Here is a 17,894-nt window from a genome sequence, read left to right as displayed (position 1 = left end):
CTATGGGTCCCGTGAGCGGCGTGCAAATCGATACCGTTCCCCCGCCGTCGACCGCCGTTCACCGGGTCGGCTTCGGGGTGGGTGTGGGCGCCGCGGGCGGGGTGGCCGGGCCCGTCGGCTTCGGTGTGGCGGGTGGGGTCGTCGGCGCCGGTTTGGCGCTGCTCTGCTTCTGCAGCCGGGCCAGCTCGTCCAGCGCCGCCTTGAGCCGCTTCTGCGCCTCGCCGTACGACGTCCAGTCGCCCTTGGTCAGGGCGGTCTGTGCGTCGGCGTACGCCCGGTTGGCCGCCTCGATCGCCGCGCGGATGTCCGCGCTGGACTGCAGCGGCGGTCCGCCGGTCGGTGCCGCCGCGCCGCCGCCGAGCACCTGGCTCAGCGCGTCCTGGAGCGTGGCGCCGAAGCCGATGTCGTTGCCGTACGAGACGAGGACGCGTTTCAGCAGCGGGTAGGCGCCGGCCCCGGCGTTGGCCTGCAGGTAGACGGGTTCGACGTACAGGAAGCCGCCGCCGAACGGCAGCGTCAGCAGGTTGCCGCTCACCGTCTTCGAGCCGGGCCCGCGCAGCAGGGTCAGCTGCTGCGACACCGTCGGGTTGTTCTCGAAGGTGTTCTGGACCTGCTCCGGGCCGGGAGTCACCTGGCTGCGCGGCACCTGGAGGATGCGGATCTGCCCGTACGTCGGGCTGGTCGGCACGCTGTCCACGGCCATGAACGCGGTGAGGTTGGTGACCTTGCCCTTCGGGGTGAACGTCGAGGTCAGCGAGAAGCCGGGGGCGTTCTGGCCGGGCATCTTGACGCTCAGGTAGTACGGCGGCTCGACGGTGCCGTCGCTCGTCGGGTCGTTGGGGATCTGCCAGAAGTCGCCGCCGCCGTAGAACGCCTGCGGGTTCTCGACGTGGTAACGGGCGAGGATGCCGCGCTGGACCTTGAACAGGTCCTCCGGGTACCGCAGGTGCGGCAGCAGGTCGGCCGGGATGGCCGACTGCGGCTGCACGGTGCCGGGGAAGGCCTTCATCCAGGTCTGGAGCACCGGGTCGGTCCGGTCCCAGGCGTAGAGCGTCACCGTGCCGTCGTACGCGTCGACGGTGGCCTTCACCGAGTTGCGCATGTAGTTGATGCGGTCCCCGGCCTGGGCCGCGACCGACACGCGGCTCTGGGTGTTGGTGTCCCGGGTCGCCTCGTCGAGGCTGGTGCGCTCCGAGTAGGGGTACTCCGAGGCGGTGGTGTAGCCGTCGACGATCCACACGATCTTCCCGCCGACGACGGCGGGGTAGGGGTTGCCGTCGACCTTCAGCCACGGCGCGGCCTTCTGCACGCGCTCGCGGGGCGTGCGGTCGTACAGGATGCGCGACTGCGAGTTGATCGCGCCGGACAGCAGGAGGTTCTTCTCCTTGAACCGCAGGGCGTACAGCGTCCGGTTGAACAGCGAGCCGATCGGGACGCCGCCCTTGCCGTCGTAGGAGGTGTTGGTCTGCCCGGTGGGGCTCTTGTCGTTGGGGTAGTCCAGCTCCCGCTGACCGGCACCGCCGACGATGGAGTAGCCGGGCGAGCGCTCGCCGAAGTAGACGCGCGGCTGGGTGACGCCCAGCGTCCCGGTCGGCGGGATGTCCTTCTCGGTGAAGACCGGCGCGCCCTGGACGTCGACCTGGTTGCCGGGCGCGGCGACGAAGCCGTACCCGTGCGTGTAGACGAGGTGGCTGTTGATCCAGTTGACCTGCCCGGACGGCGGTCCATCGATCTCCCGTACCGCGACGACGGTGTCGCGCAGGGCGCCGCCGTCGCCCGGGTACCGGTCGATGTCGAGCGGGTTGGGGAACTTGTAGAAGCCCTTGATCTGCTGCAGCTGCTGGTAGGTCGGCGAGACGACGGCGGGGTCGAGCAGGCGCACGTTGGGCAGGGTCGAGGTCTCCTGCTTCGCCTGTTCCGGCGACAGCTTGGTGCTCGGCACGTAGTCGGTGACCTGGGTCTTCCCCACGCCGTACGCCTGGCGAGTGGCGACGATGTTGCGGCCGATGTACTTCGACTCCTTGTCGACCTCGTTCGGCTTGACCTGGAAGGTCTGGATCAGCAGCGGGTAGACGCCGCCGATGAGGATGGCCGACAGCACGAGCAGGCCGAACGCCATGCCGGGCAGCATGGCGCCGCGCCGGACGAGGGTGGCGAAGAACATCAGCGCGCAGATCAGCGCGATCACCGCGAGGATCGTCTTGGCCGGCAGCACGGCGTTGACGTCGGTGTACGACGGGCCGGTGACGACCCCGCGCTGGGAGTCGGCCAGGCCCCATCGGTCGAACCAGTACGCGACGGCCTTCAGCAGCACGAAGACGCCGAACAGCACCGACAGGTGGGCCCGCGCCGCCGTGCCGACCCGCTCCCCCGGCCCCTGGAGCCGCAGTCCGCCGTACAGGTAGTGCACGATCAGCGCCGCGACGAACGCCAGGATCACCGCGGCGAACAGGAAGCCGAGCACCAGCCGCAGCAGCGGGTAGGTGAAGACAAAGAACGAGATGTCCTTGTGGAACTGCGGGTCCTTGATGTGGAACGGCCGCCGGTTCAGGAACGCCAGCCAGGTGCGCCACTGACCGGCCAGCGACGACCCGGCGAGCAGGCCGGCCAGCGTCAGCACCCCGGCGACGATCAGCCGGCGGTGGGGGTCGAGCGCCGCGCGGTACCGGTCGAGGCCCTGCTGCTCCACCGAAACGGGCCGGTACGGGGGGCGCACCCGGTAGGCGATGACGATGTTGACGCCCAGGATGAGGATCATCAGCACACCGGCGCACAGGAACAGTGTGAGGCGCGTCGTGAGCTGCTTGGTGTACACCGAGGAGAAGCCGACGGAGCGGTACCACAGCACGTCGGTCCAGATCGCGGTGAACGCGAAGAAGAGCGCGACGAGGATCGCCAGGATCACGATCACGCGCAGCAGCAGCCGTGATCGGCCCACGCGGATCCGGCCGCCAAAGCCGGGGCTTCGGAAGGTCACGGCCACTTCCCTTCGCCGGGTGTCTCTGAGGGCAACTTACCGAGGCCGGTCCGGGTTCCCGCGCCCGGCTGTACGCCTGTGGCCGAAAGCGGGCCGGCAAGGGTGAAAAAATGGGCGGATGACCCGACTGGAAGAGGTAGTGCGCGATCTCGAACGGCACGCCGCCGTCGCCGGCTGGGACGCCCCGCCCCGGCTGTACGCCCTGGTGGAGGCCCCCGAGCTCAACCGGACCGAGCCGGAGCTCGCCCGTCAGCTCGGCGTCCCGGACGAGCCCGACGGCATCGCGGCCCTCGAACAGCCCGACCTGCCCCTCGACCGGCCGATGGAGGACGTCCTCCACGGCATCGAGTGGCCAGAACAGGTCGCCGGCTGTGTGCTGATCCTCGAACGCATCCTGCTGCCGGAGGGCGCCGAGGATGAGGTCCCGGACGACGACCCGGTGGCCTGGGCCGCCAAGCATCCCGGCCGCGAGGACGTACGGCTCGTCGTGGGCGTGCTGCGCGACGGCTCCCGTCACTCGGCCATGCGGCTGCGCGGGCACGACAGCGACGACGAGGTGCTGACCGGTCCGGAGCTCGCCCCCGGCCTGGCGGACACCCTGGCCTCGACCCTGACCTGAGGGGGTGCGCCCGCCTACTTGGCGGGGCAGGCGGGGATGGCCCCCTGGCCGGTCCGCAGGGCGGTCAGGGCCTGCAGGGCGCCGTCCATGGTGTCCACCCGGACCAGCCGCAGGCCCTTGGGCTTGGCGGCGACGGCGTCCGCGCAGTTCTGCGTGGGGGTGAGGAAGATCGTGGCCCCGGCGTTGCGGGCGGCGACCATCTTCTGCTGGATCCCGCCGATCGGCCCGACCTGGCCCTCCGGCGTGATCGTCCCCGTGCCGGCGATGAACTTGCCGCCGGTGATGTCCTGGGGCGTCAGCTTGTCGTAGATGCCGAGCGAGAACATCAGCCCGGCGCTGGGGCCGCCGACGTCACCGACGCTGATCTTCACGGTGACGGGGAACTGGTACTTCTCCCGCAGGATGACGCCGACGACGGCCTTGCCCGTCTTCTCCGGCGAGGCGACCGTGGTGACGGGGATCTCGGTCTCCTTGCCGTCCCGCTTGACGGTGAACTTCACGGTCTGGCCCGGCTTGCGGGCGCCGACGGTCGCGGTGACCCCGGCGATGTCCTTGATCTTCGTGCCGTCGATCGCGGTGATCTGGTCGCCCGGCCGGAGCCGGCCGTCCGCCGGCAGACCCTTCTGCACGGAGTCGACCAGGACGGAGACGGTCGTCGGCAGGTGCAGCTCGTGCATCGCGGCGGCGGTGGCGGACTCCTGGGAGTTCGTCATCTCCTGGGTGTTCTCCTGCTCGACCTTCTTGGTGGAGACGTTCTTCGGGAAGATCGTCTCCTCGGGGACGACGGAGACGTCCGGGTCGAGCCAGCCGCGCAGCGCGGTGAGCAGGTCGATGCGGTTGCCGGGACCGCCCTGGTAGGCCACCGTGACGAAGTTCAGGTGCCCCTCGGTCGGGTAGGTCTTGGCGCCCGTGATCTGGATCAGCGGCGCCTTGCCGAGTTTGCCCAGCGTGTCCGAGGTCGGCCCGGGACGGAGCGCGACGTACGGGACGGGCATGAGCGCCGCGGCCAAACCCAGCAGGAGGATGAAAAGGCTCGCGACGACCAGAGTGGCAGCACGGCGGGACATGCCCGGAAGCCTACGCGGTCGAGCGAGGCCTCCGTCGCCTGGTCCGGCTACCCGGCCGTTCCATGGCGTCGCGGAACCGCTGGAAGTGTTCGATCTCCTCGAACGACCTCCGCACTGGCAGCCGGCGCCCCCGCAGGGTCAGCACGGCACCCGTGAGCAGAGCCACGGCCACCGGGATGGCCCACCACGCCAGAATGGACATGCGCGTCACCTCGGTACGAAGCGTTGTACCCAGGGTAACCCGCGCCGCGCCGCTCCGGCGCAGGTCATTCAGCTCCGACCCATTCGTCGCCCCCATCCGTGAAGAGCTGATGCTTCCAGATGGGAACCTGGGCCTTGAGGTCGTCGATGAGCATCCGGCAGGCCGCGAACGCCTCGGCGCGGTGCGGGCAGGCGGCGGCCACGACGACGGCGAGATCGCCGATCTCCAGGTCGCCGACCCGGTGCACCGCGGCGATCGCGCGCAGGGGGAACTCCGCGGCGACCTTCTCCAGCACCGTGCGCAGCACGTCGACGGCGCTCGGATGTGCGGAGTACGACAGCCCGGCCACCGCGCGCCGATGATCCTCATCGCGTACGGTGCCGACGAACAGCGCCGTGCCGCCCGCGCCCGAGTCGGCGACGGCGGCGAGCACCTCGTCGACGGACAGCGGGGTATCACGGAGTTCGGCGAGCCGGATGACGTCCACGTGACGAACGGTACCCGCTGGCCGGGAGTCGGCCGGGGGGCCCGCGGGCCGGAACCACGAGGGCGAGCGCGCCGTTCCGGCCGCATCCGCGAGGGCTTTCAGCCGCCGCCCATGGCAGATGCGACGGCTGAGATCTCGACCTTCTCGACGGGGCTAGCTTCGGCGCTTCCGGCGGGCGCGCCGGACGATCGCCGCGGTGCCGATGACGGCGACCGTCGCGCCCGCGGCCGTGGCCATCGTGGCCTCCTTGCGGGCCAGCCGGCGTCCGACCACCGCGTGCCGTCCGGCGACCTCCTCCAGCAGCGCCGTCAGCGCCTCGGCGTTGTCGTACGCCGGTTTCCAGCCCGCCGCTCGCAGCGTCGCGCAGTCGGCCACCCAGGGGTAGACGACGTAGTGCAGGTCGGTGGCCGGCGCCGGGGTGACGCCGATGCGGTGCAGCCGCTGCGCGGTGCCGAAGGTGATCGCCGCCGGGAGCTCGAACCGCCGCCGCCCGGTGACCTGCTCGACGTCGTCCTGTTCGAGCCAGCCTTCGGAGCCGACCGCGAGGCGGCCGCCGATGTCCCCGGTGATCGCGAGCTCGAGCGCGCTGACCAGGTCGTCGATGTGGCAGAACTGCCAGCGCTGGGCGGTGCCCTTCACGGTGAGCAGGCGCGGCGCCTCGAAGTGCCGGGTCACCACGGTGTCGATGCCGGGACCGACCAGCGCGGCGGGCCGCAGGACCGTGACGGTCATGCCGGGGTGCGCCACCGGCGCCATCGCCGCGAGATCCTCGATCTCCAGGAAGTCGCCGACGATCCCGTCGTCGGGCTCGGCGGCGAGCGGGGAGTCCTCTGGGAGCGGCACCACGTTGTCGGCCTGCGCGCCGTACACCATGGCGCTGGTCACGACGATCACCCGGCGGACCCGGACGGCCGCCGCGGCGGTGATCACGGTCTGCGCGCCGCGGACGTTGTACGCGCGGCGCTCGCGGTGATCGGTGTCTGGGGACAGGTCCATGTCGAGGTGGACGATCACGTCGACGTCGGAGATCCGGTTGGCGAGCTGGGGATCGCGGATGTCGACCACGCGCCACGTGATCCCGGACACGTCTCCCCGGTGGTCGTCGAGCCCGACGACCTTCTTGATGTCCCCCGAGTCCGCCAGCCGGGCGACCAGGGCACGTCCGATGCCGTCGGCCGCTCCCGTGACGGCGACGACCGGCCCCGTACTACGCCGTGGGCGAACCTCTCGTGTACTCAAGTCGAGCGAGTCCTCCTAACGCACACCCCCGGCCGTCGACCGGCTAACGTGAAGGTTGTGACCCATTCATCCTGCCTGAGGTCGAGCCTGTGAGCGACATCCCCTTCGGGTTCAACCGCCCGGGAGAGCCCGGCGATGAGAACAATCCCGGAAACCAGGACCCCTTCGGCGCGGGTGGCATGCAGGATTTCGCCGCCATGCTCCACCAGTTCGCCGACATGCTGTCCGGTCAGTCGGCGAGCACCGGCCCGCTGAACTGGGACTTGGCCAAGGACGTCGCCCGGCACGCGGTCGTCGAGCGCGGCGACCCCTCGGTGGTCGACGCCGAGCGCCGTGCGGTCGTCGAGGCGCTGCGGCTGGCCGACCTCTGGCTGGACGAGGCGACCACCCTCCCGGCGGGCATCCGTAACCCGCAGGCGTGGAGCCGGTCGGAGTGGATCGAGAACACCCTGCCGGTGTGGTCGAAGGTCTGCGACCCGATCGCCGCGCGGATGGTCGACTCGATGGGCGACGCGATGCCCGAGGAGATGAAGGCCGTGGCCGGCCCGCTCGTCGGCATGATGCGGCAGATGTCCGGCGCGATGGTCGGCGGGCAGGCCGGGCAGGCGCTCGGCGGGCTGGCCCTGGAGGTCGTCGGCTCGGCCGACGTCGGGCTGCCGCTGGCGCCCGAAGGCGTCGGCGCGCTGCTGCCGTCCGGGGTCGCGGCGTTCGGTGAGGGCCTGGAGGTCAGCGCCGACGAGGTGCGCGTCTACCTGGCGCTGCGCGAGGCGGCCCACCAGCGGCTGTTCGGGCACGTCCCGTGGCTGCGCGCCCACCTGCTCGGCGCGGTCGAGGACTACGCGCGCGGCATCACCGTGGACCTGTCCAAGATCGAGGAGGCCATCTCCGGGGCCGACCTGACCAACCCCGAGGCCCTGCAGGAGGCGCTCGGCGGCGAGCTCGCGCTCACCCCGGAGGAGACGCCGCAGCAGAAGGCCGCGCTGTCCCGCCTGGAGACCGCGCTGGCGCTGGTCGAGGGCTGGGTCGACACCGTCGTCACGGCCGCCGCGGCCGGCCGGCTGCCGTCCGCCGACAAGCTCGGCGAGGCCGTCCGCCGCCGCCGCGCCACCGGTGGTCCGGCCGAGCGCACGTTCGCGACGCTCGTCGGCCTGGAGCTGCGGCCCCGGCGGCTGCGGGAGGCGGCCGCCCTGTGGAGGGCCCTGGGCGAGGCGCGCGGCAACGACGGGCGCGACGCCGTGTGGGCGCACCCGGACCTGCTGCCCACCGCCGACGACCTGGAGAACCCTCAGGCGTTCGTCGAGGGCAAGGGCGCCGACTTCGACATCTCCCAGTTCACCGAGCGGGAGGACGACGACTCCGACGGCTCCGGCGAGGACTCCCCCGGATCCCGCGACTGACCGCCTGAACCGGACGGCCGCGGCATACCCTTCGGCGGCCTCGGCGGCGCGCTGGTGCGCCCCCTGGACGCCGACGCGTGAGGTGCGTACGGACGTCCGACGACAACGCACGCCTACGTCTGAGGTGACGATGACACTGCACGCCGACGCCGTACGCGCGCTGTCGGACTGGGACGCGCCCGACGCCGAGCAGGACCTGCTGCGCGCGGACTTCCTCGCGCACCTGTCGGCGCACGAGAACGCCATGTGGCGCGAGTGCGTCCCCGGCCACCTGACGGCCAGCACGATCGTCGTCGACCCGCCCGGCGAGCGCGTGCTGCTGACCCTGCACCCCAAGGCGGGCCTGTGGCTGCAGCTGGGCGGCCACTGCGAACCGCAGGACACCACCCTCCCAGGCGCCGCGCTGCGCGAGGCGACCGAGGAGTCGGGCATCGATGGTCTGCGCCTGCTCCCCGGCCCGGTGCACCTCGACCGGCACCGGGTCTGGTGCCACGGCGGGTCGTACCACCTCGACGTGCAGTACATCGTCGTCGCCCCCGCCGGCGCCCGGGAGCGGATCAGCGAGGAGTCCGACGACCTGCGCTGGTTCCCGGTCGACGCGCTCCCCGACGATACCGACGACGCCCTGCGCCGCCTGGTCACCCATGCCCGTCGGCAGGGCATCAGCTGAGGATCAGCGCGATGAAGATGAAGCAGGCGATCACGTTGACCAGCCAGCTGTGGGAGTTCAGCCAGTCGCGGACCTTCGGCATGGCGTGTTCCGCGCGGCGGCGGAAGACGAGATAGGCCAGCAGGGGCAGCGCGGCGATCAGAAGGGTGGCCGCCACGAACGGCACCGCGTCGACCAGGCCCGCGTTGCTCCGCTTCAGCTCGAGCCCGACGGTCAGCAGGACGATGAGGTCGGAGGGCATCGCGAGGATCACGAGCAGCCCGGTCGCCAGGGCCCGCAGCGGCGTCGCCGTCAGCAGGGTCGTGAGCCAGCGCGGCGGCTCGGCGGTCGCGCGCCCCAGGTAGTTCTTCACCACCAGCAGGAGCAGGAGAAGGACGAGGATCAGCTCGATGATCCGGCCGGCCCCGCCCTTGTGGTGCGGGCCGCCCATCGAGACCGCGGATCCCAGCAGCTCGGCGACCCCTCGCATGACGGCCACCCCGGCCACCGTCGCCGCCAGCACCCCGGCCAGGAACGCCAGCGACAGCCGGATCGGCCTCCCGGCCGTCACGAAGATGATCGCCGAGATGATCTGCGGCCCCGCCATCATGGTGATCGCAAGGGGCAGGACGTGAATGTTCATGGTCTCCGGAACGTCGTTCCGCCTCGTCCCAGGGCCGCCCATGCCGTCGGGAACAGGCCTACCCTTCGTGCGGGCGGCTCACCCCGGCCGCGCCGCCTCCCCTTGCGACCGGATCGCCGAGGTTCCGGGGCGTACGCGGGGAAATGTCACTCTCCTCACGCACGTCCGCCCGTGCGAAGATCTCCAGTGATGTCCTCGGGCGGTGGAGGAGTCATGGCGCGGCTGGTCCTGTCCCCCAAGATCCTCGACGGCCTCGACTTCGGCGCGCCGTCCGCCGAGCGCGACATCGGGCGCGGCCTGGAGAAGTGCTTCGTCGAGTCCGCCGCGTACCACCGCGTCCACTCCGGCGCCAAGACGGTGCTGCTCGGCAACCGCGGGTCGGGAAAGAGCGCCATCTTCCAGGTGCTCGCCAAGCGCGAGCGCACCGCGGGCAACCGGGTCATCGAGCTGTCCCCGGAGGATTACTCGTACGAACTGCTCAGCTCGACGATGGCCGCCGAGAACGCCGGGTCGTGGGCCAAGCACGGCGCGTACGCCGCCGCCTGGAAGTACCTCCTCTACGTCCTGGTCATGAAGGAGATCGCCCGGAAGGGCATGAGGCTGGCGAAGGGGGCAGGCGCGGAGATCCACGGATACATCCGCAACAACCACGCCAACGTCCAGATGGGCCGGCTGTCCGTCCTCGTCTCGTACCTCAAACGGCTGGAGAACATCAAGCTCGGCCCCATCGAGGCCGGCGCGAAGACCCGGGAGCTGGACCGGCTCTACAAGCTCGAGGAGATCAACTCCCTGCTGCCCGCGCTGAGGAAGGTCCTCGACAAACAGCGCGTCACGATCGTGGTCGACGAGCTGGACCGCGGCTGGGACTCCTCCGAGGACGCCAAGGCGTTCGTGTCCGGGCTGTTCCAGGCCTGCGTCTCCGTCAACGCGCTGCACCGGAACCTGTCGGTGTACATCTCCCTGCGGCGGGAGCTGTACGACGACATCCCGGCCCTGTACGAGGACGCGCAGAAGTACCGGGACCTGCTCGAGACGATCCGGTGGAGAGAGGACTCCCTCCTCGAACTCATCGCCAAGCGCATCCGGTACTCCGCGCGGGAGATGGGCTACGACGCGCAGGTCCTCGACCGCACCGACGACCTGACGTGCTGGAACGCGGTGTTCGCCCCACTTCCCGGAGCGCCGGTGGACAGCTCGTTCCGCTATGTCGCCGACCGCACCCTCTACCGGCCACGCGAGATCATCGAGTTCTGCACGACGGTGCTCGAGGTCGCCCGGGACCGTACGCCGACCCTCCCGCTGCCGTACGAGACGATCCGGTGGGCCGAGCGCGGCTACTCCGAGGAGCGCGCCAAGGACATCGCCGCGGAGTACCGCTTCCAGTACCCGGGCCTGCTCGGCGTGTTCGAGGTGTTCCGCGGGCGGGACCACGCCTTCGAACGGGAAGAGCTGCAGCTGTTGTGCCTGGAGCTGGTCCTGGGCGAGATCCCGACGAACGGCGCTTCCTCCTGGCTGCCGCTCTGCGACCCGGACGGCCTGATCGAGATCCTCTGGCAGACGGGTTTCCTCACCGCCCAGCCCGTCGGTGACGCCGACGCGGTCGGCGGCCAGGGGGCGTTCATCGGCGTCCACCAGGTGCAACACCTCAACCTCGCCGCGGTGCAGCGTTTCCAGGTGCACCCGATGTTCCGCGCCTACCTCGGCGTCCAGCGCCGCGACGGCGATTAGAGCTCCGCAGTGCGGTGATGATCCCGGTTTCGCCGACCTCTGCGACAAGGAACCGCGTGGCCCCGAGTACACCTGGGCACGCGCCAACTCCGGGGCGCACCCGTGCTGTGGCCCGACCACCGGATCGACCATGTGTTCTCCGCCCGGCCCCGGCGCGGCGGCGCCGGCCACCCGGTGCACTGCGAGGTCATCGGCACCGAGCCGGACGACATCGCCGCCGCTGTTGACTCCTTGCCGCCGTTATGGACTCCGAAATCCGGCGCCTCCGGACATCTGCACGTCCATTACGACGGCAAGGAGTCAACGAAATGATGGCAAGCCGCATACCGCTCTGGTTGGGGCGGCCGGTGGGCATTGACCGGATCAACGCCGGCTCTGATGCGAACACCGAGAACATCGAGGACAAGCCCGCCGCCGACCGGCGTCCACCACCGCCGCCGGACCACCCCGGCGAGGAAGGCCTTCCCTCCCGCGCCGACAGCCGGCGCGGCGCGGCCGCCGCGAACAGCAGACCCGAGACCGCTCCATCCGAACAGGAGACGGCCGGTGAGCAGAACGACGTGCCGTCGAAGACCGGCCCCGAAAGACGCGGTGTTCGGGCGCTGGCGGCGATGTTCTCGTCGGTCCGTGGCCGACGCAGTCGCTCGTACGTCTCCAGTTCGGCACCGAGCCGGTGGACGGCGTCCTGCCGTCGGACCACTACGGCCGACCTCCGCTACTGAGCCACGTGACCGCTAAGGCGGCAAGGCGATGACCGCCTTGCCGCCCTGCCGGCGGCGCCGTCACCGCCGGTCGGGGAGCGCTGGAGGACGCCATGAACTGCCTTCGCCTTTCTCCGCCTCGAAGGCCGGGCGCGCGGTGACGGTGTCGTAGATGATGTGGAGGGCCGCGATCCGGCCGTCGTCGGCCAACTCCAGGACGTCAACGCACTCGAAGTCGGCAGGTTGTCCTGAGGACAGCCGCCAGTCGAATTGGAACCAGATGGTGATCAGCGGGCCACCGTCCCTCGTGGCGCCTTCGGTCACGCCGAGGAGATCGAGCTTGGCCCGGCCGGTGTCGGCGAAGAGCGCCGGATAGAAGTCGGTGGCGGGGATCGGTCCGTACAACGGCGAATGCACCGTCGCGCCGGGACGGAACAGGGCCAGGACGGCGGGCAGGTCCGAGCGGGTCAGGGCATCGAGGTAGGTGTTGGCGAGGTCGGTGGGAGTCATACCGATCAAGTCCTTTCTTCGCCGTTGAGGCGATTCATGGCGTCGAGGTCGAGCGTGAGGGCGGCGACTCCGTCGGGGAAGCTAAGGCGGCGCAGGACCGCAGGATCCAGTTCCCCCGCCTCGCCGACCGGTGTTCCGCCGGAGACGACGCAGGCCCACCGCCCGTCGCGCCAGGGCGGAGTGCCGCCGCGGGGTCCGCGCTCCGGCCGGAGCGAGACGTCCCACTGCCGGCCCACGGCCTGAATGACGGGAATGATGGCCTGCCAGTGCCCGGCACCTGTCAGGGCCGCCGCGAGTCGGCAAGGTTGAGCAGGGATCGCCGCGCGAAGAGCCGCCAACCGCTCTGGCGAGGGCGGCCCGCCGGTCGGCGGCGTCGGCGGCTGCGGACGAAGGCCCGCGGGCGGGGAGAGGAACACCGTTCCCTGTTCGAAGAGCCGCAGTTCCCCGGACGCGTGCCGGGTCCGGGTTCGCAGGGCGATGAGCACTCCGGGCAACAGCGAGGTGCGTAGCGCGGAGGGCCGGCCGTCGAGCGGGTTGGTGACGTGGAGCTGAGCGCGGCGCGGGTCGTCCTGCGGCAGGCCGAACGTGTCCCATATCGCCGGGTCCAGAAACGGGTCGGTCCGTGTTTCGGCCCAGCCGGCGGCCGTGAGTGCGTGTGCGGTCGCTTGACGTCGCCGGAACGGTGACGCTGGCCCCGACGAGTCTGGAACCCGACGGCGTGGAGGTGGCCGGTTAGCCGGGTGGGAGCCGTCGTGTCCGATGACGTCCCGGATGTCGTTCAGCCCATGGCGGAGCATGAGCGTGCGCTCGACCCCGGCGCCGAAGGCCAATCCGGTGTAGCGGCGCGGGTCGATTCCGCAGGTGACCAGCACGCGGGGGTGGACCATGCCGCAGCCGGCCCACTCGACCCAGCCGTCTCCGCACAGCTCGCACGCCCTGCCCTGACAGGCCGGGCAGCGCACGTCCGCCTCGGCCGAGGGGTCGGTGTAGGCGAATCGGTGCGGGCGTAACCGGACCGGTGCCCGCCGCCCGAACATGGCCGTGGCGAACCGGCCGAGCGTGTCGCGCAGGTCGTCCATTCCCAGGTCCTCGGCGACGGCGAGGACCTCGGCCTGGTGGAAGACCGGACTGTGCGTGGCATCCAGAGGATCCGGGCGGAAGACGCGTCCGACCGTGACCATGCGGAGGGGCACCGGGCGAGTGAGCATCTCCCGTACCTGCACCGGCGAGGTGTGGCCCCGCAACACCAGGCCCGATCGCCCGCTGGGGCCCTCGATGGGGAACGCCTTGGCGGTGCCACGGCTGGGATGGTCGGCGTCCATGTTGAGGGCGTCGAAATTGAACCATTCGGCCTCGAGCTCCGGGCCTTCCGCGAACCGGTATCCGTCGGCGGTGAACAGGTCCACGATCTCTTCGGCCAGGGCGGCCACCGGATCACGGCCCTCGGCCGGGCGGTCGCGCATCGGTCAGCGCCCTTCGAGGGTCCAGTCCGCGATGCGTTCGTGGATGAGGTCGATCTGGTCCCATGCCTGCCGGCAGATCGCCCGGAGCCGAGGGAACTCCGAGGGAGGCAGGTCGGCCAGCCGGTGCCGCCCGATCCGACGGTGGTCGTCGTCCGCGACGGCGTGCAGGGCGAAGAAGTCGTCCTCGCCGGCGTCCGGTCCATGAATGTCGGCGGCGGCCGCCCCGAACAGGTGACCGCTGGTCTCGACGACCATGTGCACCAGGACGACCTTCTGCGCCTCGTCCAGCTGGTACATCTGCGCCACGAACCATGTGCAGGCGGCCTCGAGGATCGGGTCGTCGACCTCGGCGGTGACGCGGTAGTGGTCGCGCAGCAACCGGTCGTGGCCGTACTCGTCTCTCAGGTGCGTCTCGTACTCGTCCTGTAGGGCCGGATCGACGCACACGGCCTGCCGGGCGTGCAGCATGCGCTGGAAGTGGCACGACCATACGTACAGCGCGGCCACGAAACGGGCGCGCATCTGCGGGTCGTCCCGCAGCCGGCCGCCGCGCAGCAGGCCGAACAGGGAGTTGCGGGTATGCCGCTCGGCCAGTGCGCCGTTGAGCCGTTCCAGGCCGGCGAGGGTCTCCTGGTCGCGAGAGTCACCGCCGGGCGCCGCAGCCGTGCCGAAGGAGACCCGGGGTGCCCGCTCGTCCTCGTACAGACCCGCGCCCGCGAACTGCACGGACAGACCGTGGAACTCCTCGCCCGGGTCGGTCCGGAACCCGTGGAGGCACCCGGGCGGCACGCACACCACGTCACCTTCGGCGAGGGACCGCTCCGTGTCGCCGAGCAGTCGGACCGTTCCCCGGCACACGAGGATCATCGAGCTCGTCGGATGTTGGTGCACCGCCAGTTCCTCGCCGTCGCGGAGCCGTACCCAGGCGAAGGACGGCCGCCCGGTCTCGGGGAGGAACGCCGACAGGGCGGGGTGGCGCCGGAAGTCGCGCTGCTGGCCGAGCCGGTGCGTCGTGCCGTCGACCGTGACGGACGTGATGGGCCGGATCTCCTCCCGGGTCACGGTGGTCACGGTCGTCAGGGCGCCTGGTGCCGCCGTCGGCGAGGTGGTCATGACGGTCCTCTTCTTTCCTGGGGGTTGTCGCCGTCCTCGGCGAGGGCGGCGAGAAGCCGGTCGTTGCCGGCCGGAGTTCCTACCGAGACACGCAGACGGCCGGGCCACCCCATCGGATCGGGCAGGGTGGCCAGCCCCGCGGCGCGCAACCGGGCCGCGACCTGAGCGGCCGGGCGTTCGGTCCGTACGGTCACGAACCCGGCCGCGGCACCGACGACGGTGAGCCCTGGGCAGCGGCTCAGCCCGGCGGCCAGCCGGTCGCGTTCGGCGATGAACAGGTCGATGCCCCGGCGCAGGCCATGCGGGTCGGCCAACGCCGCGGCCGCTTCGGCCAGGACCGGCGTCGGGAGCACGAAGGGCAGGCGGGCTCGCCGCAACGCCGACACGATCCCCGGCTGCGCGAACACCGCGCCCAGCCGTAACGCGGCCAGGCCGAGCGCCTTGGACATGGATCGGACGACGACAAGGTTCGGATGGCCGGGAATGAGATGACGGTGGGAGGGACGGCCGGCGTACTCCACATACGCCTCATCCACGATGACCAGACCGTCGAACGTGGCGAGCAGCCGCTCGACCTCGCCCGGACACAGCGACGTCCCCGCCGGGTTTCCGGGGTCGCAGAGGAACACCCCGGCGACCCCCGATCGAGCCAACGCCGCCACGTCGAGCCGGTCGTACGCGACGCCGGTGAGCGGTATCGGCACGCGGCCGATCTCATGCACGGTGGCCAGCTCGTCGAACAGCGCGAAGGACGGCGGCGTGACCGCCACCGCGTCCGCGCGTGGTTCGAAGAATGTGCGGAACAGCAGGTCGAGGGCGTCGCCGGCGCCGCGCGTCAACAGGATGGTCTCCCGGCCCGGGCACCGGCCGTCGGCCGGGCGTTCCCCGGGGCCGCCGCCCTCCACGATGGGGAGGGCGGCGGCGTACAGCTCGATCAGCCGGTGGTGGGTGTTGTCGGGGTACCGCCGATGTGGGCCAGCGAACGGGTTCTCGTTGTCCTTGAGGTTCACCAGCCCCTCGTCCTCGGGACGAGACTCGAACAGGAACGACGGCCGTAACGATCTGATCGCCTGCCGGGCGGGCCGGACGCCTGCCCGGCGAGCCGCGGCGGGGGCTCCGGGGCAGGTCGAGTTCGTCGGCGCCGATCCGGCCGGATCAGGCATCGGCGACCGGCGCGGTCAGGACGTGAATGGGGACGTCGGTCCCTTCCGCCCGGTAGTAGTCCATGATCGTCGCGGCCCAGCGCTCGACCGGAACCCGACCGTCGCCCGATTCGTCCAGCTTCTGGAAGAGCGTCGCGCTGTTGGGCCTCGCGAATCCGATCGCGGTCATGATGGTGAGGAAGTCGTCCAGGGTGATGAACCCGTCGTCGTCGCGGTCGGCCAGCGCGGCCAGCGATCTCGCGTAATCCGCCGTGTTCCGTTCGGCCTCGCCCGGGTCGCCCAGCCTGGCGACGTACTCGTCCGGGCTGATCCGGCCGTCGCCGTCCGCGTCGAGCGTGGCGCGCAGGCCCTCCCAGAAGCGGCGGTGCCCGGCCACGACCGCCCGCCCCTTCGCCGACTCCGTCGGCTCGCCCATCGCGCCGAGCACCTCGGCGGCGAGTTGGTCGAAGTCCTCCTCCTCCAGGTAGCCGTCGCCGTCCCGGTCGAGCATGCGGAACCGCAGCCGGAGCCGTTCCAATACGCCCGGATTCACCTGCGCGGACTCACGGTGCATGCGCCCTCCTGATCTCTGTGTGTGATCGTCAAACTACAGTACGTAATATGCACAGAGAAGGCCCCATGGCAGTAGTGACCACCTTCGGTCATCTTGTGATCACATTAGGTAATTTCGATACCGCGGGAAGGCCGTCGACTCAGATGGGGAGGCCGGTGTTCCAGTCGAGCAGGCGCGTCAGGTCGTCATCGGCGTGGGCCGCGGGCGGGCGAGAACCCTGACGCGGGCTCTCGGCGCGCGGCGGCGTTCGGGTGGCGGTCATGCGGGCGCTGGCGGCGATGTTCTCGTCGGTGCGTGGCCGGCGCAGGCGTTCGTACGTCTCCAGTGCCGTGTCCGTCGTGTCCGTGTCGCGCAGTGCCTTGGCGAGGACGACCGCGTCCTCGAGCGCCATCGACGCGCCCTGGCCCGTCGCCGGGGAGGCGGCGTGGGCGGCGTCTCCGATGATGAGCATCCGGCGGGTGTGCCACCGTCCGACGGCCGGGAGGTCGTACGCGTTGGTCGCCATGAGGCGGTCGCCGGTCGCGGCGACGATGTCCGCGGCGGGCGTGGCGTCGGGCCGCAGCAGCGGGACGAGCTCCTGCTTCCACCGCTCGGCCGTGCCCGCCTCGATCGCCTCGGTGGGCAGTTCCTCATCGGTGACGCGGGCGAACCAGTACGTCTCTCCGGCCGGCGACACGCCGTAGCCGAACGCCGCCGTGCTGCCCCGGACCATCTCGAACGTCTCCGGCCGTGCCGAGCGCGGCGTGTGGGCCGCGTACCCGTAGAAGACGCGCTGGCCGGCGTAGCGCCGGGGAGCCGCGGCGGGATCGATCAGCCGCCGTACGGTGGAGTTCAGCCCGTCCGCGCCGACCAGGAGATCGCCGTGGGCGGTGTCGCCGTCGTCGAATCGCGCCGCGACTCCGGTTTCGTCCTCGGCGGCGGAGATCAGCCGCTTCCCGTGCCGGATCGGGATGCCCCTGCGCAGCACCTCCGACCGCAGCGCCGCGCAGAGCTCCGCGCGGAGCAGGCAGCGGTACCGGGTCAGCGGAGCGCCGTGATCCCCCATCGGCCGGACGGCGACCTCGGCGCCCGTGGCGTCGACCAGGCGCAACGTGGTGAGCGGGAACCCGGCCTCGGCCACCGGGCGCGCGGCGTCGACCTGTGCGAGCGCGAGCATCCCGTTGCTCGCGAGCGTCAGGAACGCGCCGATGTCCGCGTCGGCGTCCGGATGCGCCTCGTACACGGTGACCTCGAACCCGGCCTTGTCGAGCGCGAGCGCTGCCGCCGGCCCGCCGATACCCCCGCCGACGATCAGAACCGATGTCATCCCCGTATCCCGTCTCCCGCGGCACGCACGGCTCCATGATCGCTCATCGAGCCGCATCGGGCGGGGCACGGGCCCGA

General features: G+C 71.1%; 18 protein-coding genes. 6 read left to right on the top strand and 12 right to left on the bottom strand.

Annotated features, from left to right (window positions below; translation table 11 throughout):
• Positions 1–58 precede the first annotated feature (58 nt).
• The gene (locus ACQP2O_RS09465; RefSeq protein WP_433181860.1) at positions 59–2,977 is read right to left on the bottom strand and encodes a UPF0182 family membrane protein; all 2,919 of its coding nucleotides are present in this window, start codon (positions 2,975–2,977) and stop codon (positions 59–61) included.
• Between the two features lie 118 nt (positions 2,978–3,095).
• On the opposite strand from ACQP2O_RS09465, the gene ACQP2O_RS09460 reads away from it, so the two are divergent.
• Positions 3,096–3,596, top strand: coding sequence for a PPA1309 family protein (locus tag ACQP2O_RS09460; protein WP_433181858.1), 501 nt, complete (start codon positions 3,096–3,098; stop codon positions 3,594–3,596).
• A 14-nt stretch (positions 3,597–3,610) separates the two neighbouring features.
• Here the strand turns inward: ACQP2O_RS09460 and ACQP2O_RS09455 are convergent, their stop codons facing one another.
• The 4 genes from ACQP2O_RS09455 to ACQP2O_RS09440 form a co-directional block, all read right to left on the bottom strand.
• Positions 3,611–4,663, bottom strand: a complete 1,053-nt coding sequence (locus ACQP2O_RS09455; protein WP_433181856.1) for a YlbL family protein — start codon at positions 4,661–4,663, stop codon at positions 3,611–3,613.
• Positions 4,664–4,673: 10 nt separating this feature from the next.
• A complete protein-coding gene (locus tag ACQP2O_RS09450) occupies positions 4,674–4,865 on the bottom strand; it encodes a hypothetical protein (protein ID WP_433181855.1) in 192 nt (63 codons plus the stop codon).
• Positions 4,866–4,929: 64 nt separating this feature from the next.
• A complete protein-coding gene (locus ACQP2O_RS09445; RefSeq protein WP_433181853.1) occupies positions 4,930–5,352 on the bottom strand; it encodes a molybdenum cofactor biosynthesis protein MoaE in 423 nt (140 codons plus the stop codon).
• Between the two features lie 153 nt (positions 5,353–5,505).
• Positions 5,506–6,591 (bottom strand): NAD-dependent epimerase/dehydratase family protein, encoded by a 1,086-nt coding sequence (locus tag ACQP2O_RS09440; protein WP_433181851.1) that lies wholly within the window; start codon positions 6,589–6,591, stop codon positions 5,506–5,508.
• An 89-nt stretch (positions 6,592–6,680) separates the two neighbouring features.
• Here ACQP2O_RS09440 and ACQP2O_RS09435 point away from each other — a divergent pair, with 89 nt between their 5' ends.
• A complete protein-coding gene (locus tag ACQP2O_RS09435; protein WP_433181849.1) occupies positions 6,681–7,988 on the top strand; it encodes a zinc-dependent metalloprotease in 1,308 nt (435 codons plus the stop codon).
• Positions 7,989–8,118: 130 nt separating this feature from the next.
• On the top strand, positions 8,119–8,658 hold the full coding sequence (locus ACQP2O_RS09430; RefSeq protein WP_433181847.1) for an NUDIX hydrolase: 540 nt from the start codon (positions 8,119–8,121) through the stop codon (positions 8,656–8,658).
• Here the strand turns inward: ACQP2O_RS09430 and ACQP2O_RS09425 are convergent.
• Complete coding sequence (locus tag ACQP2O_RS09425) at positions 8,651–9,280, bottom strand: GAP family protein (RefSeq protein ID WP_433181845.1); 630 nt, start codon at positions 9,278–9,280, stop codon at positions 8,651–8,653. The two genes, ACQP2O_RS09430 and ACQP2O_RS09425, sit on opposite strands and share 8 nt — an antisense overlap.
• A 213-nt stretch (positions 9,281–9,493) precedes the next feature.
• On the opposite strand from ACQP2O_RS09425, the gene ACQP2O_RS09420 reads away from it, so the two are divergent.
• From ACQP2O_RS09420 to ACQP2O_RS09410, 3 genes are all read left to right on the top strand, one after another.
• Entirely contained in the window at positions 9,494–11,008 is a 1,515-nt protein-coding gene (locus ACQP2O_RS09420; RefSeq protein WP_433181843.1) for a P-loop ATPase, Sll1717 family, read from the top strand.
• 102 nt (positions 11,009–11,110) lie between these two features.
• A complete protein-coding gene (locus ACQP2O_RS09415) occupies positions 11,111–11,320 on the top strand; it encodes a hypothetical protein (RefSeq protein ID WP_433181841.1) in 210 nt (69 codons plus the stop codon).
• Complete coding sequence (locus tag ACQP2O_RS09410) at positions 11,317–11,730, top strand: hypothetical protein (protein ID WP_433181840.1); 414 nt, start codon at positions 11,317–11,319, stop codon at positions 11,728–11,730. The genes ACQP2O_RS09415 and ACQP2O_RS09410 overlap by 4 nt, the downstream gene beginning before the upstream one ends.
• 60 nt (positions 11,731–11,790) lie before the next feature.
• Here the strand turns inward: ACQP2O_RS09410 and ACQP2O_RS09405 are convergent, their stop codons facing one another.
• The 6 genes from ACQP2O_RS09405 to ACQP2O_RS09380 all read right to left on the bottom strand — a co-directional run bounded on the left by ACQP2O_RS09405 (position 11,791) and on the right by ACQP2O_RS09380 (position 17,817).
• Positions 11,791–12,219 (bottom strand): nuclear transport factor 2 family protein, encoded by a 429-nt coding sequence (locus ACQP2O_RS09405; protein WP_433181838.1) that lies wholly within the window; start codon positions 12,217–12,219, stop codon positions 11,791–11,793.
• Between the two features lie 5 nt (positions 12,220–12,224).
• Positions 12,225–13,682: a hypothetical protein gene (locus ACQP2O_RS09400; RefSeq protein WP_433181836.1), complete on the bottom strand. Its 1,458-nt coding sequence runs from the start codon at positions 13,680–13,682 to the stop codon at positions 12,225–12,227.
• Between the two features lie 3 nt (positions 13,683–13,685).
• On the bottom strand, positions 13,686–14,795 hold the full coding sequence (locus ACQP2O_RS09395; RefSeq protein ID WP_433181834.1) for a cupin domain-containing protein: 1,110 nt from the start codon (positions 14,793–14,795) through the stop codon (positions 13,686–13,688).
• Entirely contained in the window at positions 14,792–15,805 is a 1,014-nt protein-coding gene (locus tag ACQP2O_RS09390; RefSeq protein ID WP_433181832.1) for an aminotransferase class I/II-fold pyridoxal phosphate-dependent enzyme, read from the bottom strand. Before ACQP2O_RS09390 ends, ACQP2O_RS09395 begins: the two co-directional genes overlap by 4 nt.
• Positions 15,806–15,950: 145 nt before the next feature.
• Complete coding sequence (locus ACQP2O_RS09385) at positions 15,951–16,511, bottom strand: EF-hand domain-containing protein (RefSeq protein ID WP_433181831.1); 561 nt, start codon at positions 16,509–16,511, stop codon at positions 15,951–15,953.
• A gap of 139 nt (positions 16,512–16,650) precedes the next feature.
• Positions 16,651–17,817: an FAD-dependent monooxygenase gene (locus ACQP2O_RS09380; RefSeq protein WP_433181830.1), complete on the bottom strand. Its 1,167-nt coding sequence runs from the start codon at positions 17,815–17,817 to the stop codon at positions 16,651–16,653.
• Positions 17,818–17,894: the final 77 nt, after the last annotated feature.

The sequence above is a fragment of the Actinoallomurus sp. CA-150999 genome, assembly GCF_050942425.1.
Taxonomy (GTDB): domain Bacteria; phylum Actinomycetota; class Actinomycetes; order Streptosporangiales; family Streptosporangiaceae; genus Actinoallomurus.
Note: the sequence above shows the minus strand (reverse complement) of the source record. Positions and strands in the feature narration are given on the sequence as shown.